This window comes from Pseudomonas sp. BYT-1 (assembly GCF_023611805.1).
GTDB classification, from domain to species: Bacteria; Pseudomonadota; Gammaproteobacteria; order Pseudomonadales; family Pseudomonadaceae; genus Aquipseudomonas; species Aquipseudomonas guariconensis.
On sequence record NZ_CP072559.1, the window covers coordinates 2487749 to 2513104 of the forward strand.

A 25356-nucleotide genomic window follows, 5' to 3' on the forward strand; every position below is an offset into this window, starting at 1 on the left:
TCTGCAGATGCCAAGGCATGCGTTGCCAGTACCGGCATCGATACGACGAGACAACAACAATGAAGACTCAGGTTGCAATCATCGGGGCTGGTCCGTCCGGCCTGCTGCTTGGCCAGTTGCTGCACAGAGCTGGCATCGACACCGTGATCCTCGAACGTCAGACCCCAGACTACGTGCTCGGCCGCATCCGTGCCGGCGTGCTGGAGCAAGGCACGGTCGACCTGTTGCGCGAGGCGGGTGTCGCCGAACGCATGGATCGTGAAGGACTGGTGCATGAGGGCGTCGAGCTGCTAGTCGGCGGTCGTCGCCAACGCCTTGACCTGAAGGCCCTCACCGGCGGCAAAACAGTCATGGTGTACGGCCAGACCGAGGTCACCCGTGACCTCATGCAGGCCCGCCAGGCCAGCGGTGCGCCGATCGTCTATTCGGCCAGTCAGGTGCAGTTGCACGGGCTGGACTCTTCACAGCCGTTTGTCACTTTCGAGCAGGACGGCCGACGCCTGCGCGTGGACTGCGATTACATTGCCGGATGCGATGGTTTCCACGGTGTGTCGCGCCAGAGCATCCCTGCGGGGGTGCTCAAGCAATACGAGCGTGTCTATCCGTTCGGCTGGCTGGGCCTCTTGGCCGATACGCCGCCGGTCAACCACGAGCTGATCTACGCCCACCATGAGCGCGGTTTCGTGCTGTGCAGCCAGCGTTCCCACACCCGCAGCCGCTACTACCTGCAGGTGCCGCTGCAAGAGCGTGTGGAAGATTGGAGCGACGAGCGCTTTTGGGAAGAGCTCAAGGCGCGGCTGCCAGAGGACGTGGCGGCACGACTGGTCACCGGGGCGGCGCTGGAGAAAAGCATCGCACCGCTGCGCAGCCAGGTGGTCGAGCCCATGCAGTTCGGCCGGCTTTTTTTGCTCGGCGATGCCGCGCACATCGTCCCGCCCACGGGTGCCAAGGGGCTTAACCTGGCGGCGTCGGACGTCAATTACCTCTACCGGATCCTGGTCAAGGTCTACCGCGAAGGGCGTACCGACCTGCTGGCTCAGTACTCGCCCCTGGCCCTGCGCCGGGTGTGGAAGGGTGAGCGCTTCAGCTGGTTCATGACCCAGTTGCTGCATGACTTCGGCGAGCATCAGGATGACTGGGACCGCAAGATGCAGGAAGCTGACCGGGAGTATTACCTCAGCTCGCCGGCCGGGTTGGTGAACATTGCCGAGAACTATGTGGGGTTGCCGTTCGAGGCGGTGGAGTAGGGCGGACGGCTCCATTCGCCCTCATTTCTCCAGTAACGCCACGATCTCCCGATATTCTCGCTGCTGCGCGTGCTCCAGTGCCGTCACGCCGTCCTTGTCGGCGATCGCCGGGTCCGCCCCGGCCGCCAGCAGCCGGCGGACGATGTCCACGTGACGCGGGCCGCCATCGCCAAGGATCACCGCCTCCAGCAAGGCGGTCCAGTGCAGGCGGTTGAGATGGTTCACGTCGACACCTGCGTCGATCAGCATCTGTACGGTCTGCACATGGCCGCGTTCGGCGGCGGGAATCAGCGCGGTGCCACCGTAGCGGTTGGTGCTCTTGAGGTCGGCACCGTGATCCAGGGTCAATCGCAGGATCTCGTTCAGACCACGGGCCCCGGCATATAAATAAGGACTGTCCTGGATGTCGTCCTTGGCATTGACGTCGGCGCCAGCTTCTATCAGCACCTTGGCTGTCGCGACCTCATTGGCGTGGGTGGCCACCAGCAGCGCGGTGCGGCGCCGAGCGTCCCGCGCATCGACGTTGGCGCCTTCATCGAGCAGACGGCGTACGGCAGAAGCATCGCCACGCTGGGCGGCATCGAGCAGTTGGGTATCCATGGCAAGGGTCTCGGCGTGGGCGACAACGCTGATGAGCAAGGCGAAGAGGGCGGCGAACGGCAAGCGCATGGGAGAGGCTCCTGAATGACCGGTCTTCATCCTAGGAAATACCCTTGAGTGCTTGAAGTTAATTCTGCGCATGAACATCAGTGCATTTCTGGATATACCCCTGTTTTCGGGCTTTTGCGCAGGTTCGGCTAAAATCGCTGGTTTTGGCGCCCTGCGCCTGCCCTCGAATTACAGGATGTCCTTCTTGAAAAGGCCTTTACCCGTTGTAGTGCGTGTCACGGCTCTGTGTTGCCTGGCGACCTTGACCAGTTGTGGCTGGGGTGGACGAACGGCAGAAACGCCCTCGGTCTTGCCGTTGCCACCCGAGCTCGACTCCGGCTACCGCGCCGGGTTAAAGCCGACTCATGCCAGCCGGCACATGGCTGCCGCCGCCAACCCCTTGGCCAGTGACGCAGGGCGCTCGGTGTTGCGCGCAGGTGGCAGCGCCATCGATGCTGCCATCGCCATGCAGGCGGTGCTCACCTTGGTCGAACCGCAGTCCAGCGGTATCGGTGGAGGGGCGTTCATCCTCTATTGGGACGGGCACCAGGTCCAGGCCTTCGACGGTCGTGAAACCGCGCCCTCGCAGGTTACGCCGAACCTGTTCCTTAAGTCTGACGGCACGCCCATGGCATTTCGTGACGCCCAGATCGGCGGCCGCTCAGTGGCCGTACCCGGCGTGCTGCGCGCCTTGCATTTGGCCCATGAACAGCATGGTCGACTGCCATGGCGCGACCTGTTTGCCCCGGCCATCGCCTTGGCCCGCGACGGTTTCCCGATGTCCAAGCGATTGCACACACTGCTGGCAGCGGACACCTATGTCGCCGGCTCGCCCGGCATGGCCCGCTATTTTCTCGATGCCCAAGGCAAGCCCTTGGCGGTCGGCACGCTTCTGAAGAACCCCGAGCTTGCACAGACGCTGGAACTGATCGCCACGCAGGGGCCTGATGCGTTCTACACCGGCGACATTGCCCAGGCGATGGTCGAGGCTGTGCGCGGCCATGCCAACCCCGGCCTGCTGTCGCTCGAAGACCTGCGTCGCTACCAGGCCAAGGAGCGCACGCCCGTCTGTGGGCCCTACAAGATCTGGCGCATTTGCGGCATGCCACCGCCATCCTCCGGTGGCGTCGCGGTATTGCAGACCCTGGGCATCCTCGAAGCCCTGCAGTCGGCCACACCGTCGCTGGACTTGGCCAGCATGGCACCGACGCAGGCGGCGTCGGTGGCGGGTCTGGAACCCGCGCCCATGGCGGTTCACCTGATTGCCGAGGCCGAGCGCCTGGCCTACGCCGACCGTGCTCAGTATCTGGCTGATAGCGACTATGTGGCGGTGAATCTCCAAGGGCTGACCAACAAGGCGTACCTGGCGAGTCGTGCCCGGCTGATCGGCCCGAGCAGCATGAAGCACGCCGAGGCCGGTACACCGCCGGGTAACAACTTGGCCCTGTCGCCTGACCGGTCTCCCTTGCGCATTGCCACCTCCCATGTCTCGGCCGTCGACGATCTGGGCGGTGCGGTTGCCATGACCACGTCCGTGGAGGCCGCTTTTGGCTCGCACCTGTTCGTCAAAGGATTTCTGCTGAACAACCACCTGACCGACTTCTCGTTCGTACCCAGCGCAGACGGCAAGCCCGTCGCCAATGCGGTCGCTCCCGGCAAGCGACCGCTGTCCTCGATGTCGCCGACACTGGTATTCACACGTGAGTCCGGCGAACTGCTGGCCAGTCTGGGCTCACCCGGTGGCTCGCAGATCATCGGTTACGTGAACAAGGCATTGATCGGCCTGTTGGATTGGAAGCTCGATCCCCAAGCGGCCATCAACCTGCCCAACTTCGGCAGTCGCAACCTCGGCACCGAGGTGGAAGCGGGGTTGGCAAGCCCAGCCCTGATACAGGCGCTTCAAGCCCGCGGCCATGAGGTGACACCGATGACGATGACCAGCGGGACGCAGATCATCCAGCGCACCGCTGACGGCTGGTCGGCGGGTGCCGATCCTCGGCGCGAAGGGACGGCGCTGGGCGACTGACGCGCTGGCGCGTGCGGTTGCCGGCGGTGTATGGGCGTGCTAGAAGTCGGGTCTGTCATTCAGAAGTTGAATACACCGATGTCTATCAGCGTTAAACCGAATAGGGCCCTGTTCGACCTCGACCTGCTGCGCGCGATTGTCGTGGTGGCCGACTGCGGCAGTTTCACCACGGCGGCGACGCGCTTGCACTCCACCCAGTCGACCATCAGCCAGAAAGTACGCCGGCTGGAGGACATGGTGGGGCACCGCCTGCTGGTGCGAGGCAACCGCGACGTGCTGCCCACGGACGCAGGGCAGACACTGCTGGGTTATGCCCGGCACATGCTGGCGCTGAACGACCAGATGCTCGAAGCCCTGGCGGGGGCGATGGTTGGCGTGACGGTGCGCTTGGGAGTACCTGAGGATTTCGTCGGTGGGCGCACCACCAATGCCTTGTCGGCATTCAGTCGACGCCATCCTCAGGTCAAGTTGGAGGTTACCAGCGGGTTGTGCCGGGACCTGAGCCAAGCCTATGACAACGGCGAATTGGATCTGGTGTTGCTCAAGCAGCGGCGTAATGCGAGGGAAGGGGTGGCGTGCTGGCCTGAGCGATTGCAGTGGATCGACAGTGCCCGGACACCGGCCTTCGAACTCGACCCGATCCCACTGGTGACTTTTCCGCCGCGGGGGTTGTATCGCGATGACATGATTACCGCGATCGAGGGGATGGGGCGGCGTTGGCGTATCAGCTTTACCAGCTCCAGCTTGAGCGGGATACAGGCGGCGGTGGCCGATGGCATGGGGATCAGTCTGTTGCCGCCGCGGGCGGCGACGGCGGAGCACCGGGTGTTGGGAGTGGAGCAGGGGCTGCCGGAGGTCGATAGCTACGAGATCGTGGTGGTGCATCGGCCGACGGCGGATGGAATGGTTCGGGCGTTGGCCGAGGTGCTCATGGAGTTGCTTGCGGCGCACGAGATTTGATTTGGCGTTGGTTGTTGTTGGTTGTTGGTTGTTGGTTGTTGGTTGTTGGTTTTGAGGTTTGTGGGCTTATCCGTTTGATTTGGCGACGGTTAGTCACCTTTCCGCCTTTACGGCGGGTCACTTTGGTCTTGGCCAAAGTAACCAAAGCCGCTGCGCCCCCGCATCCGGCCCGGCGCTTCGCACCGGGTCCCCTCGCTGCGGTGTCTTGCGGGGCCTCGCGGCCTCCGGCTGGCTACGCCAGCCTCCATCTCGCGACTTCGGCTACCGCCGAAGGGCGCTACGCGCCTGCCCCTCCAGACACCTCCGCTCGGCCTGCTGATGGGGCGCAAGTTACGGGCGGCGCCTGGACTGGCGTTGTTTTATTCAATGTTTTTTGTGGTGAGCTTTTGGGCCATTCGCGGGTAAATCGGGGCGCCGAACCGCCGCTCACACAGGCTCACCGCCGCTCTTGAGAACGGCGCTGTGCCTATAGGAGCGGCGGTTCGGCGTTCCTAGCCGTGAATAGGCAGAAATAAACACCCAAACAATTAATTTGTTTGCCGTTGCTTTTGATACGCGATAGTCCAGACACCACCCATCGCGACCTCAGGAGGCCGAGTGGAGGTGTCTGTAGGGGCAGGCGCGCAGCGCCCTTCGGCTTGAGCCGAAGTCGCGAGATGGAGGTTTGCGCAGCAAACCGGAGGCCGCGAAGTCCCGAAAGGTACCGGAGCGGAGGGAACCCCGGAGCGCAGCGCAGGGGCCGCATGTGGGAGCCAGCGGTTTTTGCCTACTTTTGCCCAAGAGCAAAAGTAGGTCGCCGTAAAGGCGAAAAGCGCCGGCGGCGCCACCACAAACACCGGATATCCACACAGCCTGAAAGCCCAAGCCCAAGCCCAAGCCCAAGCCCAAGCCCAAGCCCAAGCCCAAGCCCAAGCCCAAGCCCAAGCCCAAGCCCAAGCCCTCACTCATGACAACACTGCCCAGCCCGCGCCCCCACCTCATACCGATCATGATGCCGCACCCAATCCATCGTCCCCCCCTCATTCCTCCCCAACGGCGCAATGTCGAGAAAGTTATAAGCCCCCACCAGAATGTCCAGCCCCCGCGCATACGTAGAATAGGTGTGATAGACCGCCCCATTCCCGTCCCGGTAGAACGCACTGAGCCCTGGCAGCTCCTGCTCGCTCCCCGCATAGGCCTCGTAGTTGTACTGCCCAGACCCATCCGTGGCGACACTCACCCCAAAGTCCTCGTTGAAACTGCCACCGTGTGACGAGAACCAAGGAAACCGCCACCCCATCCGCCGCCGGAAGTCCTGGAACTGCCCATAGGGCGCCCGCGACACCGCGACCAGCGAAACGTCATGGTGCGCCAGGTGCAGGTTGGCACCGTCGAAATGATCGGCCAGGAACGAACACCCCGGGCAGCCCTCGCTCCAACCGTCGGCGAACATGAAGTGATAGACCAGCAGTTGGCTGCGCCCGGCAAACAGGTCCGTCAGCCCCAGCTCGCCATCGGGCCCGTGGAAGCGGTAAGGCTGTTCGACTTTGACCCACGGCAAGGCCCGCCTGGCCGCTGCCACTTCGTCACGCTGATGAGTAAGGGCTTTTTCATGCAGCCAGAGCTGGCGCCGGGCGGCGAGCCACTCGCTTCGGGTCACCACTGGGTGCTTGATGTCTGGATTGTTCATGACGCTGGCTCCACGTGAGGGATTCAGCGAATGGTCGAATGGCGGCTGTTGGATTCGACAAAGGCTTGCCCCCTCACGACGAATGGTGCAGTAGCCCGGATGAATTCGAGTGATATCATCAGGCCATTAATCACAAGGAGCTGTGCATGCGCTGGCGTTGTCTGTCGTTATTTCTGTTGACTCTTCTGCTCGGCATCACGTCGGCCCAGGCGGCTAACACCCCGTGCTCGGGTCGCAAGGGTGGGATTGCAGGGTGTGACGGCGAGATCTTCCTGTGCAACGACGGTTCGATCAGCGCTTCGAAGAAAAACTGCAGCGCGTTATACGGGAGCCGTACCGCGCGCCCGGCAGTGCAGTCATTGCGCGCCAGCGACGAAGGCTGCGGATGCGGCAGTGGCAACTACTGCACGGGCCCGCGAGGCGGGGTGTATTGCCTGACACCCTCGGGCAACAAAAGCTACCGTCGACGCTAGCCGGCCATCTCGTCTATCAACGCCCACAACCGCGTGTCGTTGAAATCTTCGACCACCAATCGCGCCCCGGCAGCGAGCAATCGCTCGGCAGTCTGGGTAGTGGCGATGCCCACTGTGAAGATGCCTGCATCGCTGGCAGCCTTTACGCCGGGCAGAGAGTCCTCGAAGGCCAGGGCCTGGCTGGCCGTGGCTGCAAGGCGCTGCAGGCCAGTCAGGTAGGGCAGCGGGTCGGGCTTGGGGCGGGCCAGTTCCTCGGCCACCAGTACATGTCCGAAACATCCCTCCAGGCCCATGGCTGTCAGCATGTGCTCGGCATTGAGGCGGGGCGCATTGGTCACCACGCACATACCGATTTCATGCTGCCGGGCGTAGGTCATCAGGCGTGCCAGTCCGGGCATGGGCGTCAGCCGAGGCGACAGTTCGCGGAATAACGCCTCCTTGCGCTCGGCCAGGGCCAGACATTGGGCCGGGCTGCAGAGAGGAAAAAGCTCGGCGAACAGCTCTCCGTTGGCCCGCCCGCTGACCTGGGCCTCGAACTGCGCTTGGCTCAGCTCGCGGCCGTCATGCTCGCGCAGCAACTGGCGGAAGGCCTGCAAATGCAGGGTATCGGTATCGGTGAGGGTTCCATCGAGGTCGAACAGCAGGGCGGTCAGCATCGGGTATCCAAAAGGGGAAAACGTCAATCCCGGCCATGATAGCCAAACCGGACGACGAAGGGGGCTGTTCACTGTACGCCGAAAAGAGTACAAATGTACTCCATGGATAACATGACCCCCAAACGCCGCGCCATTCTCGAATTCATCCGCGAGCGCATCGCCGATCACGGCCAGCCCCCCAGCCTGGCCGACATCGCCCAGCGCTTCGGTTTTGCCTCGCGCAGCGTGGCGCGCAAGCACATCACCGCCTTGAGCCAGGCCGGCTTCATCGACGTGACACCTAACCAGGCCCGCGGCATCCGGCTGGCCGAGCCGCTGCGTCGGCCCGAGATCCTCGAAATCCCGGTGCTTGGCCAAGTGGCGGCGGGCGCGCCGATCGGTCCCGACCTGGACATCCACGAGCAGCTGTTGCTCGACCCCAGCCTGTTCCGTCGTACGCCCGACTACCTGCTCAAGGTGCGCGGCGACTCGATGATCGACGACGGCATTTTCGATGGCGATCTGGTCGGCATCCGCCAGCAGGGCGAGGCCCGCGACGGGCAGATCGTGGTCGCCCGCCTGGATGGCGAGGTGACCATCAAGCGCCTTCAGCGCATCCCCGGAGGCTATCGCCTGCTGCCACGCAACCCTGCCTATGCGCCAATCGATGTGGCGTCGGGTCGGGATTTCGTCATCGAAGGCGTGTTCTGTGGCCTGCTGAGGCGTGACTGATGGGCGCGGTAGTCGACCTCGATCGCCTGCTTGACCAGCGTCGGATCTGGCGCGGGCGCCAGGTCCAGGCACGGCCTCAGGGCCTGCAGCCTACCGGCCATGCCTCGCTCGACGATCGGCTGCCCGAAGGCGGCTGGCCGGCTGCTGCACTCACGGAACTGCTGCTGGCCAGTCCTGGCTGCGGTGAGCTGCAATTGCTCTGGCCAAGCCTGGCGCGCCTGACCGGTGAAGGCGGCCGGGTGGTGCTGGTGGCACCACCGTTCATTCCCTATGCGCCGGCCTGGCAGGCGGCCGGTGTCGACCTGCGCTGGTTGGCCCAGGTCGAGGCCCCTGCGGCCGAAGCCTTGTGGGCCGCCGAGCAGTGCCTGCGCTCCGGCAGTTGCGCGGCCGTGCTGTGCTGGCCTGGGCGTGCCGATGACCGAGCCCTGCGGCGCTTGCAGGTGGCTGCCGAGACAGGGCAGGCCCTGGCGTTCGTCTGCCGCGGGCAGCAGGCTTTGCACAATCCTTCGCCAGCAGCCTTGCGTATTGCCATCGACACCCGGCCTGCCCAATGGCGGGTGCTCAAATGCCGTGGCGGCTTGTCGCCGGCAGCGCCCATCGCCTGCCCGGTGCGGAGCTGATGCAGCATGCTGTGGGCGTGTATCGTGTTTCCGCAACTGGCGTTGGACAGCGTCCTGCGTGAGCGTGACGACCCTGGCGCCCCCCTGGTGCTGATCGGCGGGCCGCAGCAGCGGCGGGTGGTGCAATCGGTCAATGCGGCGGCTGCGGCGCTGGGCCTGCGGGCCGGGCAAACCCTCACGACCGCCCGTGCCCTGGCTGATGGCTTCACGTGCGTGGAGGCCGACCCTGCGCGCATCGAGCAGCTCCAGCAGTTGCTCGCCACTTGGGCCTACCGCTTCAGTGGCCAGGTCAGTCGGCACTACCCGCGGGCATTGCTCTTGGAGGTCGGTTCAAGTCTGGGGCTGTTCGGGCCCTGGCCGGCGTTCGAGGCTCGATTGCGTCTGGAGCTGGACGAACTGGGGCTGCGTCACCGTATTGTCCTGGCCACCAACCCGGTGGCCGCGCGCGTGCTCGCCAATGGTCATGACGGCTTGGCAGTGATGACGGTGGAGGATACCCGGGCTGCCCTGGCATGCATGCCTGTCGACAAGATCGGTCTGCCCCCGGAGGCGGCGACGGCGTTCGCCCGCATGGGGCTGCGCCATCTCGGTGAAGTCCTGGCCCTGCCACGCGATGCGCTGGCCCGGCGCTTTGCCGCCCAGGTGCAGGTGCACCTGGACCAGTTGCTCGGCCTGCGCAGCCTGGGCCTGGCCTACCATCAACCAGCGGAGCGCTTCGAGGTGCGGCTGGAGCTGAACTTCGATGTCGAATCGCACCAGGCGTTGTTGTTCCCCTTGCGCCGTCTGCTGAGCGACCTGGCGGTCTTTCTCGCGGGGCGGGACTGCGGCGTGCAGCGCTTCCACCTGTACCTGGAACATGCCCAAGGGCCGGCGACCGAGCTCAAGGTCGGTCTGCTGGCCGCCGAGCGCGATGCTGCCAGGCTGTTCGAGCTGGCACGCGGGCGCCTGGAGTCGCTGCGCATTCCTGCGCCGGTACGTAACCTTCGTTTACTGGCCGAGGACCTGCCACCTTTCGTGCCCCAGCACCAGGCACTGTTCGACCCTCGGGCCCAACAGGCCCAACCCTGGGAGCAGCTGCGCGAACGCCTGCGGGCGCGCCTGGGCGACGATGCGGTCAAGGCGCTGAGCGCCGAAGCCGATCACCGTCCCGAATGCGCTTGGCAGCCGGTGGAGCAGGGGGCCTTGGGCGTATTGCCGGTCGCGCCAGGCAGCCGCCCTGGCTGGCTGCTACCTGAGCCCCAGCCTCTGAGCGAAGCAGGTTTGCGCCGGTTGGGGCGGGCCGAGCGTATCGAGTCGGGTTGGTGGGACGGCGGCGACGTGCGTCGTGACTACTACCGCATAGAGACCCGTGATGGTTTGCAGGGGTGGGCCTATGACGACCTGAGCAAGCCCGGGCAGTTGTGGCTGCAGGGGTGGTTCGCATGAGTGGGTTGGATTACGCCGAGCTGCATTGCCTGTCGAATTTCAGCTTCCAGCGCGGGGCCTCCAGTGCCGACGAGCTGTTCAAGCGGGCCAAGGCCTTGGGTTACCAGGCCCTGGCGATCACCGACGAATGCACCCTGGCCGGCATCGTCCGCGCCTGGCAGGCAGCCCGGCAGGAGGGTGTACGGCTTATCGTCGGGAGCGAAGTACAGCTTCATGGGGGCGCCAAGCTGGTGCTGCTGGTCGAAAGCCTCGAGGGCTACCAGAACCTCTGCGCACTGATCACTCGGGCGCGACGCCGGTCGGAAAAAGGCACCTACCAATTGCTCCGCGAGGACTTGCAAGCCCATTGCCAGGGTCTGCTGGCGCTGTGGGTTGCCCAGCCCGGGGATGCACCGGCCAATGGGCTATGGCTGAAGTCGCTGTTCGGCGAGCGGCTGTGGCTGGCGGTGCACCTGCATCGAGGGTGCGACGATGCCCGGCGTCTGCAACAACTGCACGTTCTGGCGGGCCAGGTGGGGATTCGCGCGGTGGCGTGCGGCGACGTACATATGCATGTCCGGGGCCGGCGCGCCCTGCAGGACTGCATGACCGCAATCCGCCAGCATTGCACCCTGGCAGAGGCCGGCCGCTACCTGTACCCCAATGGCGAGCGTCACCTGCGCACCTTGACCGAGCTTGGCGAGCTGTATCCGCCCGACCTGCTGGCCGAAACCCAGGTCATTGCCCACCGCTGTCGCTTCGGCCTGGATGAGCTGAAATACCAGTACCCCAGCGAAGTGGTGCCGCAAGGACACACCCCCGCCAGCTGGTTGCGCCATCTGTGCCAGTCGCGCTTGCCCGAACGCTGGCCGCAAGGTGTCAGCCGCAAGGCGCTGGACACCTTGGACAAAGAGTTACGACTGATCACCGAACTGGGTTACGAAAGCTACTTTCTCACCGTCTACGACATCGTCGATTTCGCTCGCAAACAGGGCATCCTCTGCCAAGGGCGGGGCTCTGCCGCCAATTCGGTGGTGTGTTTCGTGCTGGGCATCACCGAACTGGACCCGATGGAGCATCGGCTGCTGTTCGAGCGCTTCCTGTCCCGTGAGCGCAACGAGCCGCCGGACATCGACGTGGACTTCGAGCATGACCGCCGGGAAGAGGTCATCCAGTATGTGTTCCGTCGCTATGGCCGTGACCGGGCGGCGCTCACGGCAGTGGTCAACACCTACCATGCCGCCGGCGCGATACGTGATGTGGCCCGGGCCCTGGGGCTGCCGGCCGACCAGGTCGACGCCCTGGCCAAGTGCTGCGGGCGCTGGAGCGACCGCATCCCCGATGCCCAGCGCCTGGCCGAGGCGGGTTTCGAGGCACAGAGCTCTTCGCTGCAACGCATCCTGGTGCTGGCTGGCCAGCTGATCGGCTTTCCCAGGCACCTGTCGCAGCACCCAGGGGGCTTCGTCATCTGCCAGCAGCCGCTGGACCGCCTGGTGCCGGTGGAGAACGCCGCCATGGCGCAGCGCACGGTGATCCAGTGGGACAAAGACGACCTCGACCTGGTCGGCCTGCTCAAGGTCGATGTGCTGGCCTTGGGCATGCTCAGCGCCTTGCGCCGCTGCTTCGACCTGTTGGCCCGTTACCGAGACCGGCACCTGACCTTGGCGACTATCCCCAAGGAAGACCCCGCCACCTACGCCATGATCAGCCGCGCCGAGACCATGGGTGTGTTCCAGATCGAGTCGCGGGCGCAGATGGCCATGCTGCCGCGCCTCAAACCCAAGAAGTTCTATGACCTGGTGATCGAGGTGGCCATCGTCCGGCCCGGGCCGATCCAGGGTGACATGGTCCACCCCTACCTGCGCCGACGCCTGAAGCAGGAGAAAGTGACCTATCCCTCACCCGAACTGGAAGCTGTGTTCGAGCGTACCCTCGGGGTGCCGTTGTTCCAGGAGCAGGTGATGGAGCTGGCCATGATCGCCGCCGACTACACCCCGGGCGAGGCGGACCAGTTGCGCCGCAGCATGGCTGCCTGGAAACGCCACGGCGGCCTGGAGCCGCACCGTGAACGATTGATCAATGGCATGTTGAAGAACCGCTACGAGCGGGCCTTTGCCGAGCGGATCTTCGAGCAGATCAAGGGCTTTGGCAGTTATGGCTTCCCCGAGTCCCATGCCGCCAGCTTCGCCTTGCTCTGCTATGCCAGCAGTTGGCTCAAGTGCCATGAGCCAGCGATCTTCACCTGCGCGCTGATCAATAGCTGGCCCATGGGCTTCTACAGCCCTGATCAGCTGTTGCAGGAGGCGCGTCGCCAGGGCATCGAGGTGCGACCGGTGGACGTGTGCCACAGCGAATGGGACTGCACCCTGGAACCGCACGGTGAGGGCGCGTTGGCGATTCGCCTGGGGTTGCGGCAGATACGCGGGTTCAGCGAGGCCGATGCCCGACGCCTTGAGCAGGCGAGGGCGCGTCAGCCCTGGCGTGATGTCGAGGACTTGTGCTTGCGCGCCGAGCTCGACAGCCGCGCCCGTGCCCGCTTGGCCGATGCCGGTGCTTTGCGTGCTTTGGCTCGCGACCGTCATCAGGCACGTTGGCAGGTGGCGGCCGTGCAGGCGCAGCTGCCGTTGTTCGCCCAGGTGGAGGCTGCGCCAGAAGTGGCGGTGGAGTTGCCGGTGCCGAGCGTGGCCGAGGACCTGTTTGCCGATTACGCCACCCTGGGCACGACCCTAGGGCCACATCCTCTGGCGTTGTTGCGACGAAATCTTCGGGCATTGGGATGTCGCAGCTCTGCCGAGCTGGCGGATGTCGAGCATGGGGACAGCATCGCCGTGGCCGGCGTGGTGGTAGGGCGACAGCGGCCGCAGACCGCCAGCGGCGTGACGTTCGTTACCCTCGAAGATGAGCACGGCATGGTCAACGTAGTGGTCTGGCGTGACCTGGCTGAGCGCCAACGCAGGGCACTGGTCGGGTCGCAACTGCTCAAGGTGAGCGGACGGCTGGAGCAGGAGAAGGGCGTCCGCCACTTGATTGCCCGGCGCCTTGAGGACATCAGCCCCTTGTTGCAGGGGCTGGATGTGCGCAGCCGGGATTTTCACTAGCCTCGAACCCGATCGCGGAGAGCGCCGGGCCAAGCAGCCCCGAAGAACGCTCAGACCATCGCCAGGTGCTGCTTGCGCGTCGGCGCCGGAAATGCCTTGTCGATCGCCTGCAAGTCCTCGTCGGTCAGGCTCAGTTCGCCCGCCGCCGCGTTGAGCCGCACATGCAGTGGCTCCACCGCCTTGGGGATGGCGATGACGCCTTCGTTGCGCGTCACCCAGGCCAGGCTCACCTGGGCCGGTGTGGCCCCATGACGCTCGGCGATCTCGGCCAGTACCGGGTGTTGCAGCAAACGCCCGGCCTGGGCCAGCGGGCAGTAGGCCATGGTCGGCAATCGATGTGTCTGGCTCCATGGCAGCAGATCGAACTCGATGCCTCGTTGAGCCGGGTTATACAGCACTTGGTTGGTGGCACAGTCGGGATTGTCCAGCTCGAGCAGGTCCTCCAGGTCGAAGTTGGACACGCCCCAGCGACGGATCTTGCCCTGCTCGCGTAGGCGCTCGAAGGCTTCGACGGTTTCCTCCAGCGGATACTGGCCACGCCAGTGCAACAGGTACAGGTCGATGCAGTCGGTACCCATACGCGTCAGGCTCCGCTCGCAGGCAGCGGGAATGCCGCGGCGGCTGGCATTGTGCGGGTAGACCTTGCTGACCAGGAATACCTGTTCTCGGCGTCCGGCGATGGCTTGGCCGACCACCTGCTCGGCGCCACCTTCGGCGTACATCTCCGCCGTGTCGATCAGTGTCAGGCCCAGTTCGATGCCCTGTTGCAGGGCGGCCACCTCGGCGGCCTTGTGTCGTGGGTCCTCGCCCATGTACCAGGTGCCTTGGCCAATGGCCGGGACGCTGGCGTCTGCCAGATTCACGAAACGCATGTCACCTCCTGTGGATCGGTGTGGGAAAGCACGACGTCGAGCAACGCTTGCGCTGCCGTGGAAAGTTTGTGGTCGGCCAGGGCAATGACGCCGATGCGGCGCTCCACGCGGGGCTCGACCAGGGCCACGCAGCGCGCGCCGAGCTCCTGCATCTGGTTGATGCACAGCGCTGGCACGGCGCTCACGCCCAGGCCGTTGGCGACCATGCGACCTACGGTCGACAGTTGATGGCTCTCGAACGCCGCAGTCAGTTTGCCGTGGCTGGCTGCTACATTCTGCTCCATCAGCAGACGCACCGCCGAAGGACGCTGCAAGGCAATGAAATCCTGGGCCAGCAGATCCTGCCAGGTGACCTGAGGTTGGCTTGCCAGTGGCGAGTCGGCGGGTACCACCGCCACGAAGCGGTCCAGATAAAGGGGATGAAAACGCAAACCGTCGAGGTTTTCCGGCTCGAAACCGATACCCAGCTCGACGCGGCGATGGCGCACCAGCTCCAGCACCTGTTCGTTGATCACGTCATGCACGGTGACGTTGACCTTGGGGTAGCGCTGGCGGAACACCTTCAGCGAGCGCGGCAGCAGGTTGCCGGCAAAGGCGGGCATGGCCGCCACCGAGACCCGCCCCAATTGCAGGGTGAAGCGCTGGCGTAGCATTTCCTCGGTGTCATCCCAATCTGCCAGCAGGCGCCGGGCCAAGGGCAATAGCACTTCACCTTCGGGGGTGAGGCTGACGCTGCGGGTGGTGCGGGTTAACAGCGCACCGCCGAGGTTGTCCTCCAGGGCCTTGATGGTCAGGCTCAAGGCCGGCTGGGAGACATGCAGATGTTCGCCGGCCTGGGCGAAGCTCTGGTACTTGGCCACGGTGATGAAGGCGCGTAACTGCTTGACGTTCATGACGAACCCGATTTTGTTTTGAAAAAGTTATCAATCGATGACGAAAACAAAATTAACAAATCAGTCGACAGCGGTGAAGATGCCTCCACGGTTCCAACAACTACAAAAGGCGACTGAGCATGGCCGGACTGGACAAGCGCGTAGCAACCTATGAAGAGGCCCTCGCAGGCCTGACCGACAACATGACGGTACTGGCCGGCGGCTTCGGCTTGTGCGGCATCCCCGAAAACCTCATCGCTGAAATCAAGCGCCGCGGCGTCAAAGGCCTGACCGTGGTCTCCAACAACTGCGGCGTCGACGGCTTCGGCCTGGGTGTCCTCTTGGAAGACCGTCAGATCCGCAAGATGATCGCATCCTATGTCGGCGAAAACGCCGAGTTCGAACGCCAACTGCTCAGCGGTGAGTTGGAAGTCGAGCTGACCCCTCAAGGCACCCTGGCCGAAAAGATGCGCGCAGGCGGTGCCGGCATCCCGGCCTTCTACACGGCCACCGGCTACGGCACTCCCGTCGCCGAAGGCAAGGAAGTGCGTGAATTCAAGGGGCGCAAGTACATCCTCGAAGAATCCATCACGGGCGATTTCGCCATCGTCAAGGGCTGGAAAGCCGACCACTACGGCAATGTGGTGTACCGCAACACCGCGCAGAACTTCAACCCGCTGGCCGCCACCGCCGGCAAGATCACCGTGGTCGAGGTCGAGGAGATCGTCGAGCCGGGCGTGTTGCTGCCCAGCGAGATCCACACCCCCGGCATCTATGTCGACCGGGTCATCGTCGGCACGTTCGAAAAGCGCATCGAGAAGCGCACCGTCAAGGCCTAACGCGCCGTCCACAGAACAACAAAGAGATCCTGACCATGGCACTGACCCGCGAACAGATGGCGCAACGCGTCGCCCGTGAACTGAAGGACGGTTACTACGTCAACCTCGGTATCGGCATCCCCACCCTGGTGGCCAACTACGTGCCCGCCGACATGGACGTGATGCTGCAATCGGAAAACGGCCTGCTCGGCATGGGCGAGTTCCCCACCGAAGGCACGATCGATGCCGACATGATCAATGCCGGCAAGCAGACCGTCACCGCCCGCCGCGGTGCATCGATCTTCGACTCCGCGCAATCCTTCGCCATGATCCGTGGCGGCCACGTCGACCTTACCGTGCTGGGAGCGTTCGAAGTTGACGTGGAGGGTAACATCGCCTCCTGGATGATTCCTGGCAAGCTGGTCAAGGGCATGGGCGGCGCCATGGACTTGGTAGCTGGTGCCGAGAACATCATCGTCACCATGACCCATGCCTCCAAGGATGGTGAATCCAAGCTGCTGCCGCGCTGTAGCCTGCCGCTGACCGGCGCCGGTTGCATCCGCAAGGTGCTCACCGACCTGGCCTACCTGGAAATCGAAGACGGCGCGTTCATCCTGCGCGAGACCGCCCCGGGGGTCAGCGTGGAGGAAATCATCGAGAAGACCGCCGGCAAGCTGATCGTGCCGGATGACGTGAAGGAAATGACCTTCTAAGAAACATCGGCCCTGTGGGAGCGGGTTTGCCCGCGAAAGCGTCAGTCGAGGCGACACCGTCGCCTGAACGGACGTCTTCGCGGGTGAGTCTGTTCCCACAGGGCTTTGTGCTGCTTCAGTGCTTGAAAATCAAAAAAACAAATAAAAGGAAAATCCCGTGGCCGCTGAAATCCAAGACAGCCGCTCCGCCCGTTTTGCCCTGCGTTGCTCCAATTGGGCCGAACGCTGGTTCCCCGATTCCTGGGTATTCGCCGCCCTGGCCGTTGTGTTGGTGTGCCTGGGCGCGATGGTCATGGGCGCCAAGCCTACCGATACCGCCAAGGCGTTCGGCGATGGCTTCTGGAGCCTGATCCCATTCACCATGCAAATGGCTTTCGTGGTCATTGGTGGTTATGTGGTGGCCAGCTCGCCGCCCGCCGCGCGGCTGATCGACCGCCTGGCCAGGTTGCCGAAGAACGGTCGTTCGGCGGTGTGCTGGGTAGCGCTGATCTCGATGCTCGCATCCTTGCTCAACTGGGGGCTGTCGCTGGTATTCGGCGGTTTGCTGGTTCGTGCCCTGGCCCGGCGCCAAGACCTGAAGATGGATTACCGTGCCGCAGGCGCTGCCGCCTATCTGGGCCTGGGTGCGGTCTGGGCGCTAGGGCTTTCGTCGTCGGCTGCACAGTTGCAGGCCAACCCGGCCAGTCTGCCGCCGTCGATCCTCGCCATTACGGGGGTGATTCCATTCACCGAGACCATTTTCCTCTGGCAATCCGGCGTCATGCTGGCGGCCTTGGTGATCGTTTCGCTGGTCATTGCCTATGCCACTGCGCCAGGGCCGAACAGTGCCCGCACCGCCGAGCAATGCGGCGTCGACCCAAGCTTCAGCGCGGCACCGGTGGCCCAACGCACCCGTCCGGGCGAGTGGCTGGAGTACAGCCCAATACTGACCCTGCTGCTGGTTGCCCTGGCTGGCGGTTGGCTGTACCAGGAATTCGCCACCAAACCTGCGATCACCGCTATCTCCGGCCTGAATACCTACAACTTCCTGTTCATCATGCTCGGCGCCTTGCTCCACTGGCGTCCGCGCAGTTTCCTCGATGCTGTGACCCGCGCGGTGCCGACCACCACCGGGGTGTTGATCCAGTTCCCGTTGTACGGCTCGATCGCCGCGATCCTCACTCAGGTCAAGGGCGTGGATGAACAGACCCTGGCGCACCACATCTCTACGTTCTTCGTGCAGATCGCCTCCCACGACACGTATGCCGTGCTCATGGGGGTGTACTCGGCAGTGCTGGGCTTCTTCATCCCGTCCGGCGGCGGCAAATGGATCATCGAGGCGCCCTACGTGATGCTGGTGGCCAACGACCTGCAGTACCACCTGGGCTGGGCGGTGCAGATCTACAACGCCGCCGAGGCCTTGCCCAACCTGATCAACCCGTTCTACATGCTGCCTCTGCTGGGCGTGCTGGGGCTCAAGGCGCGGGACCTGATCGGCTTTTCATTCGTACAATTGCTGGTGCACGTGCCGTTGGTGCTGGTGTTGCTGTGGGCCCTGGGCACGACTTTGCACTATGTGCCACCGGTCATGCCGTAAGGTTTGCAGAGTGTGGGAAGAGGGCGGTGAGAACCGCCCTTTTTTGCCTGATGAGTGCGCCTTGTCAGTGGTCTCTGGAATGTTTACCCGCTGATGGCTGGCTCAGGTCTCGCGCATGTTGTCGACTCATTTCAAGTCGACGAGCAATTACCCATGCCCATTCACAAACTTGTCCCCGGTCAACCCGATGATGCCAACAGCCCACTCGTTGGTCAGATACTGCCGCGCCCTGAACCCGTCGAGCCGCCACCGGAGCCTGACACCACCGCCCCGGATTTCACGGCAGAGCTGACCCGTGCGCTGGGCCTTAAGCAGATCAAGGCCACTGATCGCATGGTGCTGCGTGATCAACATGGGCGTGTCCTGTGCGTTCATGCAAAGTCCGATGATTGGGGGTGGGTGTATCTGGGTGAGCCGGAACGATATGGCGCTGAACTAGTGCCGTTGGTGGTGCATCTGGACCCGACCAGTCAAAACCTGTCGATGTCCGCGGAAAAGAAGATGGTCGGCTGGTCCTTCTTCGCCGATGGCAACTCGACCGCTGGAGACTATGTATTCGCGGGGTTCAAGGTTTGGACGGACTATCCGCGCCTGCACTTCAGGATCAAGCGAAGTGGGACCACAATCGTCAACCATCGACAAATGTTTGCTTTCACGCTGAGCTGTGAAATCGGCAGCACGCGTATGGCCGTGCAGGCGCCTGCTGGTAAGTGGGGGTGGGTGAAGCTGGTGCCTGAAAGCGACGTCTCCGACGATGACCAGCTTCGGTTCTCTTTGCACAAATTGTCGATTCCGCTTGTCAGGGTGAGAGAGTTGATCAAAGCGACCTGGCCCAATACGACTTTGACGTATCAGACGTCCGTGGATTCGTACTACGAGGCCATATCCGCTCAACAAGCGCGCGGCATCTGGGTTGAGTCAGGCCTCAAGTATTTCGAGTACAAGCCAGAGGTGTTCGATTGCGATGATTTCGCCTTGGCCTACAAATCCAAGGCCGCCAAAACGGCGTACTTGGAAAACAATCTGTATCCCTACTCGGTGGGCATCGTATTCGGGCAGAATGCCAAAGGTGCCCATGCGGCGAATCTGTTCATCGACCAATGGCTGCGCCTGCAACTGCTCGAGCCGCAAACCGGCGCTGTTCAGCGTGCATCAGAGTGGGCCTATACGCCGTATCACATCATGTTTTGACGTTTTTCCAGGCGCGATGAGGGCGCAGCGATGATCGAGGTGTCGCGGTTCTGGCGGGATCCGGCTTTACCCTTCGTTGAAGCCCGGCGAGTGGGGGATGGCCGCCAGGTGTGCTATGCGCCCCATTCCCACGAGAGCTTTTCGATTGGCGTTATCACCGGCGGGCGCAGCACCTACGTGACGGGCACCGTACGACGGGAGGTAAGTGCAGGCACCACGGTGCTGATGAACCCCGGCGTGGTCCATACTTGCAACCCCATCAAGGACGAGCCTTGGTCCTACCTGATGCTGTTCGTCGACCTGCCGTGGCTACAGGCCCAGGGCTTTGAACTGCCGTTGGCGACGTACAGCACCTCACCGGTGCTGTACGGGCGGCTGCTTGAGGTCTTTGCCACACTGTTCGATGACCAGTGCGCAGACCGTCAAGCCTGCCTGGCCGCGTTTTTCAGGACATTGCGGGGTGACCTCGACGACGAGCCGACACCGCCGATACAGTTCAATCCCCGGTTGGAAGCTGCTGCTGCGTTCATCCGCGCTCATCGGCTCGACCCTTTGACGATCGAAGATATCTGCGCTGCCGTCGGCCTGTCGCGGGCTTACCTGATCCGCGCCTTTGGTCAGCGTTTCGGCCTGACACCCCATGGCTACCTGCTCGACCAACGCGTGCAGCACGCCCGGGCCCAATTACGCCAGGGGCGGGCGATCGCCGAAGTAGCGGCGGAGGCAGGCTTTGCCGATCAGGCGCATCTGCAACGGGCATTCAAGCAGCACCTGGCGGCGACCCCTGGGCATTATCGCTCGGGCCGCTAGGGTCAGCCCAAGGCCAGGTACAACGCGCTGGCGAGCAACAAAGCTGCCAGTGCCCGGTTGAACATGCGCATATGCCCAGGGTTGCCCAGGTACTGGCGAATCACACTGCCGGCCCAGGCCCAACTGGCAATCGAGACGAAGCAGATCGGCCCATAGATCCAGGCAAACAGCCATAACAAATGCTGCTCACCCCCTGTATAGGCTCCAATGCCTGCCACAGCGGCCAGCCAGGCCTTGGGGTTGAGCCACTGCATGGCCGCGCCATGCCAGGCTGAAGGCGCGTCGTCCTGATGCTCGGTAGTCAACTGGCCATTGTCACAGGCCAGCTTCCAGGCCATGTACAGCAAGAAAAGCACCCCGCCACCATGCAGCAAGCGGCCCAGCAACGGCCAGCGCAGCAGCAGTTCATGCAGGCCCAGGCCAACCAGCACCAACAACAGGCAAAAGCCCAGGGTCGCTCCGGCGGCATGGCCAAGGCTTGCGCGCAGGCCATGGCGAGCGCCACTGCCTAGGGCAACGATGTTGACCGGGCCGGGTGAAATGGACGCCGCCAGAGCGAAAGCAGCCATGGACAGGGACAGGCTCATGAGAAATATTCCTTGAGTGGTGGGACGCACCATCGTGGCCGAAGGGGGCAGGCAGGGTATTGAAGAAAAGTTCCCTACAGCTTTTGTAATAGTTTCACCCTGTCAGAAAAAGCCGCGGTGACTGTAGGATCAACATCCCAATTAGCCATCAAGGTCACCATGAGCACCTTCTCGGAGCCCCCCAGTCTCTGGCCATATCGGCCTTCCTTCCCACGTCCCTGTGACGCCTCCCGCATGAGTACTTCGCAATGGAATGGCTAGCCGATCCTACGGCCTGGCTGGGCCTTGCCACGCTTATCGTGCTCGAACTGGTGCTGGGCATCGACAACCTGGTGTTTATCGCCATCCTGGCCGACAAGCTGCCGCCGCATCAGCGCGACCGTGCGCGGGTCATTGGCCTGAGCCTGGCCTTGATCATGCGTCTGGGCCTGTTGGCCAGCATTTCCTGGATGGTCACCTTGACCGCGCCATTGTTCGAGGTGCTGGGCAAGAGTTTTTCGGGTCGTGACTTGATCATGCTGTTCGGTGGTGTGTTCCTGTTGTTCAAGGCCACCATGGAGTTGCATGAGCGTTTGGAAGGGCATGTGGTGCAGACCAACGGCGCTACCCGGCATGCGGCGTTCTGGCCCATCGTGGCGCAGATCGTGGTGTTGGATGCGGTGTTCTCCCTCGACGCGGTGATTACCGCAGTGGGTATGGTCGAACATTTGTCGGTGATGATGATCGCAGTGATCTTCTCCATCGGCATCATGATCGTCGCCAGCAAGCCCCTGACCCGCTTCGTCAATGCCCACCCCACGGTGATCATGCTGTGCCTGGGCTTCTTGATGATGATCGGCTTCAGCCTGACAGCCGAGGGCCTGGGCTTCCACATTCCGAAAGGCTACCTGTACGCGGCCATCGGCTTCTCGTTGCTGATCGAGCTGTTCAACCAGTTGGCGCGTGCGCGTCGCAAGCGCAGCTTGCAACAGCATCGACCGCTGCGCGAGCGAACTGCCCATGCCGTCCTACGGCTGATGGGCGGGCGCCGGGTGGAGGCGGACGAAGTGGGCGATGAGATCGCCGATCTGGTCGAAGGCGGTGGTGAACAGGTGGTCTTCGACCGTCGCGAGCGGGTGATGATCAGTGGCGTGCTGAATCTGGCCGAGCGGCCGATCCGCACCGTGATGACCGTGCGCGTCAAGGTGGATGCCATCGACCTGGCCCTGCCTGCCGATGCCATCGCCCAAGCGCTGGCCCACTCGCCCTATTCACGTCTGCCGCTGATCCGTGATGGGCGGATCGAAGAGCCGTTGGGCTTCGTGCACAAGAAAGAACTGCTCAAGGAATTGCTGTCCGGTGGGCGACCTGACCTGGAGCGCCTGGCACGTGCGCCGCTTAACCTGCTGGAGAGCTTCAGCATCCTCAATGCCTTGGAGCAGATGCGCGCACATTCCACGCATATCGCCTTCGTGGTCAATGAGTTCGGTGACTTCACAGGCTTGCTGACCATGACCGACATCCTTGAGTCGATCGCCGGAGAACTGCCTGACGCCAGTGAAGTGACTGGGCCAGGCATCGTCGAAGAGGGCGGGGCGTTTGTGGTCAGCGGTGCGTTGAACCTGAGCCAAGTACAGGCGCGTACCGGTTTCAGCGCCCGCGCTACCGAGGATTACCAGACCCTCGCGGGTCTGGTCATGAGCTTGCTGGATCGTCTGCCGGTGGTCGGTGATCGTCTGGCCTGCGATGGCTGGACGCTGACGGTGATGGCAGTGGAGGAGCGCAGGGTGCGCCAGGTTCGCCTTACACCGAGCGACGACGCTGGCGTAGCAGGTGCTTGAAGCCTTCAAGCACCAGCACCAGCACTGCGGCCCAGATCGGCAGGTAGGTCAGCCACTGGTCAGGGCCGATGGTCTCGCCCAGCAGCAGGGCTACGCCGACCAACAGCACCGGCTCCACGTAGCTGAGCAGCCCGAACAGACTAAATGGCAGCAAGCGGCTGGCCAGCACGTAGGCGATCAGGGCTGAGGCGCTGATCGCGCCGAGCAACGGGATCAAGCCATAGAGGCCCGGATGTTCGGCCAAGTCGGCCGGCGTGAGCGGGCGCTGCATCACGAAGTACAGCGCCCACGGCAGTAACAGGAACATGTCGCACCACAAACCGCCCAGGTGATCGGTGCGGCAGCGCCGACGCAGGACGAAGTAGATTGGGTAGCCAATGGTCACCACCAGGGTTTCCCAGGCAAAGCTGCCGTTCTGGTACAGCTCATGCCCCACGCCCAGGACGGCGCACGCTACCGCAACTTTTTGCAGGCGCGAAAGGCGCTCGCCATAGACCAGTCGACCAGTCAGGACCATGGCCAGCGGCAACAGAAAGTAGCCCATGGAAACCTCCAGGCTGCGCCCATGCAAAGGCGCCCAGAGGAACAGCCATAGCTGCACGCCCATCAGCCAGGACGTGCCGATCATCCCCAGTAGCAATGTCGGCGTCTGTTTGACCCGAGCGAGCAAGCCACCGACCAGTTTCCAGTCCTTGGTGGCCAGCATGAACAGGGTGAGGCAGGGGAGCGTGAGCAGCGTGCGCCAGCCGAAGATCTCCTCGCCATCCAGTGGAGCCATCAGGGAGGTATAGAAATACATCACGGCGAACAGACAGGACGCCATGACGGACGAAACGATGCCTTTTGACACGAATGCCTCTGTTAATGGATATGAGCGTGTGGATCAGTTGGGAATGATCTCAGGCCGTATGCTGTGCGGCAACCGCGAGCTCCCCGGGCGGGCGGCCAGGGCTTGGAGGAAGTCGCCCACAGGCATCGGTCGGCCGAACAGGTAGCCTTGCTGGAAGCCTACCTGGTGCCGGGCCAGGTAATCGCGTTGAACCTCGGTCTCGACTCCTTCGGCCACGATGCCCAGGCCCAGCTTGCCTGAGAGTTCGATGATGGTGTCGAGAATGTGCTGGGACAACGCGTCGCCGCCGATCATGGCCACGAAACTCTGGTCGATCTTCAGGTAGTCGACCTTGAACTGGCGCAGGTAGTTGAGGCTCGACTGGCCCGTGCCGAAGTCGTCCAGAGCGATCATCACTCCCATGTCATGAAGTTTCTCGAACAACTCCAGGGTAATGGGGGTGGCTTCGATCAGCTTGCGCTCGGTCAGCTCCAAGGTCAGCACCACGCGCCCCGGCGGGAAGTGCTGGAGGAAGGTGCGGCAATCATCCAGCAACTCCAAGTCGCGGCAATGATCGGCGGTAATGTTGATGCCTATGTGAAATCCATCCTCCAGCAGTGCGGCATACGGCGCCAGGGCCTGGGCGGTACGCAGCATCAAAGCGCGGGTCATGGGGACGATCAGGCCGCTGTGCTCGGCATAGGGAATAAAAAGGTCGGGACGCACCAGGCCTTCGCGTGGGTGGTCCCAACGCATCAGGACTTCGACCCCAGCCCAGCGGTAGTCGTCCTTGCGCACCACGGGTTGGAAGTATGGGAGGAATTCATCGGCCTCCAGGGCTCGGCTAAGTTCGGCTCGAGGCGACGAGGCACGCCGTATCTGCCAGTGGCAGACGATGCCGGCGAGGACGCCGAGCAATAGCAACAGACTGAGCAGGGCCGGATAGTGTTCGGAGACGAACTGGACTTTCTTCCCTGTTCCATAGCCGCCATGAACGCTGAACGGGTAGCGGATCGATGCCTGTACCGAGGGTGCGATGGCCGCTGCTGGCGGCGTGCCTTTGTGTACCACACCGTCCTTGCCCATCCAGTGGTCGCCGACCTGAAGCTGCAGTTCTTCTCCAGAACTGACCCACTGCAGTGCGCTGGTCAGGTGGTCGCCATCGACGGTGGCGATCGCACCGCTGTCAGCGTTGCTGGCGCGATAGGCCAGCAAGGGGTGGTTGGGCGTAACCGAGTTGCCGCTCATCAGCCAGAGGCGACCGTCGGTATAGTCTTGCGCATCTACCGGCTCGTCGAAGTTGCCGAACAGCGAGGAACAATAGAGGGTGTTGTTGTGGAACAGGTTGGTGGAGCGCACAAAGGCGTTCCGGGTGACTTGGCTGCGCAGAGCCAGGTCGATTTCGTCGCACGGGCGGCCGACCAGCGGCAATAGCTCTTTGGCGGCGTTGGAAATGTTGTCGAGGATATGTTCGACCTGTTCTACCACTTGTCGGGTCGTGGCCTGGCTGGTGTTTTGCAACTCGCGTTGGGCCTGCCAATGCATGATTGCCAGGCCACACAGCAGCGGCAGCGCGCCGACGGCCCAGGGAAGCAGGACTCGCCAGCCCCGACGGGCGGAGCGTTTAACCTTGAAAGGCATGCTGATCTAATCTGATGAAAAACAATGGGCAGAGGATAGCCGTTTGTCGGCCGAAGCGGTGAACTAAAGCGCGACAAATGATTTTACGCACTGTAGAATCCGTTTACGAATACAA

At 63.2% G+C, this 25356-nt stretch carries 22 protein-coding genes; 14 read left to right on the forward strand and 8 right to left on the reverse strand.

Annotated elements, in window-relative coordinates:
- Window positions 1–59: 59 nt before the first annotated feature.
- Complete coding sequence (gene pobA / locus J5X93_RS11445) at window positions 60–1247, forward strand: 4-hydroxybenzoate 3-monooxygenase (protein ID WP_182818896.1); 1188 nt, start codon at window positions 60–62, stop codon at window positions 1245–1247.
- Window positions 1248–1268: 21 nt separating this feature from the next.
- Here pobA and J5X93_RS11450 read toward each other — a convergent pair whose 3' ends face one another.
- Window positions 1269–1916, reverse strand: a complete 648-nt coding sequence (locus tag J5X93_RS11450; RefSeq protein WP_182940929.1) for an ankyrin repeat domain-containing protein — start codon at window positions 1914–1916, stop codon at window positions 1269–1271.
- A gap of 175 nt (window positions 1917–2091) precedes the next feature.
- Between J5X93_RS11450 and ggt the strand changes: the two genes are divergently transcribed.
- Together ggt and J5X93_RS11460 are read left to right on the forward strand one after the other, a co-directional pair.
- A complete protein-coding gene (gene ggt / locus J5X93_RS11455; protein ID WP_182940926.1) occupies window positions 2092–3921 on the forward strand; it encodes a gamma-glutamyltransferase in 1830 nt (609 codons plus the stop codon).
- A 78-nt stretch (window positions 3922–3999) separates the two neighbouring features.
- On the forward strand, window positions 4000–4881 hold the full coding sequence (locus J5X93_RS11460) for a LysR family transcriptional regulator (protein ID WP_043211342.1): 882 nt from the start codon (window positions 4000–4002) through the stop codon (window positions 4879–4881).
- A 940-nt stretch (window positions 4882–5821) separates the two neighbouring features.
- Here J5X93_RS11460 and J5X93_RS11465 read toward each other — a convergent pair.
- Window positions 5822–6550 carry a DUF899 domain-containing protein gene (locus J5X93_RS11465; RefSeq protein WP_102082816.1) on the reverse strand — a complete coding sequence of 243 codons (729 nt, stop codon included), beginning with the start codon at window positions 6548–6550 and terminating at the stop codon, window positions 5822–5824.
- Window positions 6551–6696: 146 nt separating this feature from the next.
- Between J5X93_RS11465 and J5X93_RS11470 the strand changes: the two genes are divergently transcribed.
- Window positions 6697–7023, forward strand: a complete 327-nt coding sequence (locus tag J5X93_RS11470) for a YdcA family protein (RefSeq protein WP_090342390.1) — start codon at window positions 6697–6699, stop codon at window positions 7021–7023.
- Here the strand turns inward: J5X93_RS11470 and J5X93_RS11475 are convergent.
- A complete protein-coding gene (locus tag J5X93_RS11475) occupies window positions 7020–7679 on the reverse strand; it encodes an HAD family hydrolase (RefSeq protein WP_102082815.1) in 660 nt (219 codons plus the stop codon). The genes J5X93_RS11470 and J5X93_RS11475 overlap by 4 nt on opposite strands.
- Window positions 7680–7772: 93 nt before the next feature.
- On the opposite strand from J5X93_RS11475, the gene lexA reads away from it, so the two are divergent.
- From lexA to J5X93_RS11495, 4 genes are read left to right on the forward strand one after another with little or no spacing between them, the layout of a single operon-like run.
- Entirely contained in the window at window positions 7773–8390 is a 618-nt protein-coding gene (gene lexA / locus J5X93_RS11480) for a transcriptional repressor LexA (RefSeq protein WP_043215574.1), read from the forward strand.
- A complete protein-coding gene (imuA, locus tag J5X93_RS11485) occupies window positions 8390–9010 on the forward strand; it encodes a translesion DNA synthesis-associated protein ImuA (RefSeq protein ID WP_090342495.1) in 621 nt (206 codons plus the stop codon). Before lexA ends, imuA begins: the two co-directional genes overlap by 1 nt.
- Before the next feature lie 6 nt (window positions 9011–9016).
- The gene (locus J5X93_RS11490) at window positions 9017–10435 is read left to right on the forward strand and encodes a Y-family DNA polymerase (protein ID WP_090342499.1); all 1419 of its coding nucleotides are present in this window, start codon (window positions 9017–9019) and stop codon (window positions 10433–10435) included.
- The gene (locus J5X93_RS11495) at window positions 10411–13512 is read left to right on the forward strand and encodes an error-prone DNA polymerase (protein ID WP_414628458.1); all 3102 of its coding nucleotides are present in this window, start codon (window positions 10411–10413) and stop codon (window positions 13510–13512) included. Before J5X93_RS11490 ends, J5X93_RS11495 begins: the two co-directional genes overlap by 25 nt.
- Window positions 13513–13562: 50 nt before the next feature.
- Here J5X93_RS11495 and J5X93_RS11500 read toward each other — a convergent pair whose 3' ends face one another.
- Both J5X93_RS11500 and J5X93_RS11505 read right to left on the reverse strand, forming a co-directional pair.
- Window positions 13563–14384, reverse strand: coding sequence for an aldo/keto reductase (locus J5X93_RS11500; protein ID WP_043215584.1), 822 nt, complete (start codon window positions 14382–14384; stop codon window positions 13563–13565).
- Window positions 14372–15277 carry a LysR family transcriptional regulator gene (locus J5X93_RS11505; RefSeq protein ID WP_043215586.1) on the reverse strand — a complete coding sequence of 302 codons (906 nt, stop codon included), beginning with the start codon at window positions 15275–15277 and terminating at the stop codon, window positions 14372–14374. Before J5X93_RS11505 ends, J5X93_RS11500 begins: the two co-directional genes overlap by 13 nt.
- Before the next feature lie 119 nt (window positions 15278–15396).
- On the opposite strand from J5X93_RS11505, the gene J5X93_RS11510 reads away from it, so the two are divergent.
- From J5X93_RS11510 to J5X93_RS11530, 5 genes are all read left to right on the forward strand, one after another.
- The gene (locus J5X93_RS11510) at window positions 15397–16095 is read left to right on the forward strand and encodes a CoA transferase subunit A (protein ID WP_043215587.1); all 699 of its coding nucleotides are present in this window, start codon (window positions 15397–15399) and stop codon (window positions 16093–16095) included.
- A 35-nt stretch (window positions 16096–16130) separates the two neighbouring features.
- On the forward strand, window positions 16131–16787 hold the full coding sequence (locus J5X93_RS11515) for a CoA transferase subunit B (RefSeq protein ID WP_070572443.1): 657 nt from the start codon (window positions 16131–16133) through the stop codon (window positions 16785–16787).
- A gap of 157 nt (window positions 16788–16944) precedes the next feature.
- The gene (locus J5X93_RS11520) at window positions 16945–18363 is read left to right on the forward strand and encodes a short-chain fatty acid transporter (protein ID WP_102082529.1); all 1419 of its coding nucleotides are present in this window, start codon (window positions 16945–16947) and stop codon (window positions 18361–18363) included.
- A 153-nt stretch (window positions 18364–18516) separates the two neighbouring features.
- Complete coding sequence (locus tag J5X93_RS11525) at window positions 18517–19554, forward strand: lectin MOA-related protein (RefSeq protein ID WP_182940920.1); 1038 nt, start codon at window positions 18517–18519, stop codon at window positions 19552–19554.
- A 30-nt stretch (window positions 19555–19584) separates the two neighbouring features.
- Complete coding sequence (locus tag J5X93_RS11530; RefSeq protein WP_090342518.1) at window positions 19585–20364, forward strand: helix-turn-helix transcriptional regulator; 780 nt, start codon at window positions 19585–19587, stop codon at window positions 20362–20364.
- 2 nt (window positions 20365–20366) lie between these two features.
- On the opposite strand, the gene J5X93_RS11535 is transcribed toward J5X93_RS11530, so the two are convergent.
- Window positions 20367–20951: a LysE family translocator gene (locus J5X93_RS11535; protein ID WP_043215007.1), complete on the reverse strand. Its 585-nt coding sequence runs from the start codon at window positions 20949–20951 to the stop codon at window positions 20367–20369.
- 248 nt (window positions 20952–21199) lie between these two features.
- On the opposite strand from J5X93_RS11535, the gene J5X93_RS11540 reads away from it, so the two are divergent.
- Window positions 21200–22771, forward strand: a complete 1572-nt coding sequence (locus tag J5X93_RS11540) for a TerC family protein (protein ID WP_043215005.1) — start codon at window positions 21200–21202, stop codon at window positions 22769–22771.
- Here J5X93_RS11540 and rarD read toward each other — a convergent pair.
- Both rarD and J5X93_RS11550 read right to left on the reverse strand, forming a co-directional pair.
- Entirely contained in the window at window positions 22734–23621 is an 888-nt protein-coding gene (gene rarD / locus J5X93_RS11545) for an EamA family transporter RarD (protein WP_043215003.1), read from the reverse strand. The two genes, J5X93_RS11540 and rarD, sit on opposite strands and share 38 nt — an antisense overlap.
- 33 nt (window positions 23622–23654) lie before the next feature.
- Window positions 23655–25241 carry an EAL domain-containing protein gene (locus J5X93_RS11550; RefSeq protein ID WP_250034848.1) on the reverse strand — a complete coding sequence of 529 codons (1587 nt, stop codon included), beginning with the start codon at window positions 25239–25241 and terminating at the stop codon, window positions 23655–23657.
- Window positions 25242–25356: the final 115 nt, after the last annotated feature.

What these genes read in the sequence shown, in the direction of transcription:
- J5X93_RS11500 (WP_043215584.1), bottom strand. Translation starts at nt 14,384, where the DNA reads ATGCGTTTCGTGAATCTGGCAGACGCCAGCGTCCCGGCCATTGGCCAA.
- pobA (WP_182818896.1), top strand. Translation starts at nt 60, where the DNA reads ATGAAGACTCAGGTTGCAATCATCGGGGCTGGTCCGTCCGGCCTGCTG.
- J5X93_RS11475 (WP_102082815.1), bottom strand. Translation starts at nt 7,679, where the DNA reads ATGCTGACCGCCCTGCTGTTCGACCTCGATGGAACCCTCACCGATACC.
- lexA (WP_043215574.1), top strand. Translation starts at nt 7,773, where the DNA reads ATGTACTCCATGGATAACATGACCCCCAAACGCCGCGCCATTCTCGAA.
- J5X93_RS11465 (WP_102082816.1), bottom strand. Translation starts at nt 6,550, where the DNA reads ATGAACAATCCAGACATCAAGCACCCAGTGGTGACCCGAAGCGAGTGG.
- J5X93_RS11470 (WP_090342390.1), top strand. Translation starts at nt 6,697, where the DNA reads ATGCGCTGGCGTTGTCTGTCGTTATTTCTGTTGACTCTTCTGCTCGGC.
- J5X93_RS11535 (WP_043215007.1), bottom strand. Translation starts at nt 20,951, where the DNA reads ATGAGCCTGTCCCTGTCCATGGCTGCTTTCGCTCTGGCGGCGTCCATT.
- J5X93_RS11450 (WP_182940929.1), bottom strand. Translation starts at nt 1,916, where the DNA reads ATGCGCTTGCCGTTCGCCGCCCTCTTCGCCTTGCTCATCAGCGTTGTC.
- J5X93_RS11530 (WP_090342518.1), top strand. Translation starts at nt 19,585, where the DNA reads ATGATCGAGGTGTCGCGGTTCTGGCGGGATCCGGCTTTACCCTTCGTT.
- ggt (WP_182940926.1), top strand. Translation starts at nt 2,092, where the DNA reads ATGTCCTTCTTGAAAAGGCCTTTACCCGTTGTAGTGCGTGTCACGGCT.
- J5X93_RS11540 (WP_043215005.1), top strand. Translation starts at nt 21,200, where the DNA reads ATGGAATGGCTAGCCGATCCTACGGCCTGGCTGGGCCTTGCCACGCTT.
- J5X93_RS11510 (WP_043215587.1), top strand. Translation starts at nt 15,397, where the DNA reads ATGGCCGGACTGGACAAGCGCGTAGCAACCTATGAAGAGGCCCTCGCA.
- J5X93_RS11460 (WP_043211342.1), top strand. Translation starts at nt 4,000, where the DNA reads ATGTCTATCAGCGTTAAACCGAATAGGGCCCTGTTCGACCTCGACCTG.
- J5X93_RS11525 (WP_182940920.1), top strand. Translation starts at nt 18,517, where the DNA reads ATGCCCATTCACAAACTTGTCCCCGGTCAACCCGATGATGCCAACAGC.
- J5X93_RS11550 (WP_250034848.1), bottom strand. Translation starts at nt 25,241, where the DNA reads ATGCCTTTCAAGGTTAAACGCTCCGCCCGTCGGGGCTGGCGAGTCCTG.
- J5X93_RS11505 (WP_043215586.1), bottom strand. Translation starts at nt 15,277, where the DNA reads ATGAACGTCAAGCAGTTACGCGCCTTCATCACCGTGGCCAAGTACCAG.
- imuA (WP_090342495.1), top strand. Translation starts at nt 8,390, where the DNA reads ATGGGCGCGGTAGTCGACCTCGATCGCCTGCTTGACCAGCGTCGGATC.
- J5X93_RS11490 (WP_090342499.1), top strand. Translation starts at nt 9,017, where the DNA reads ATGCTGTGGGCGTGTATCGTGTTTCCGCAACTGGCGTTGGACAGCGTC.
- J5X93_RS11515 (WP_070572443.1), top strand. Translation starts at nt 16,131, where the DNA reads ATGGCACTGACCCGCGAACAGATGGCGCAACGCGTCGCCCGTGAACTG.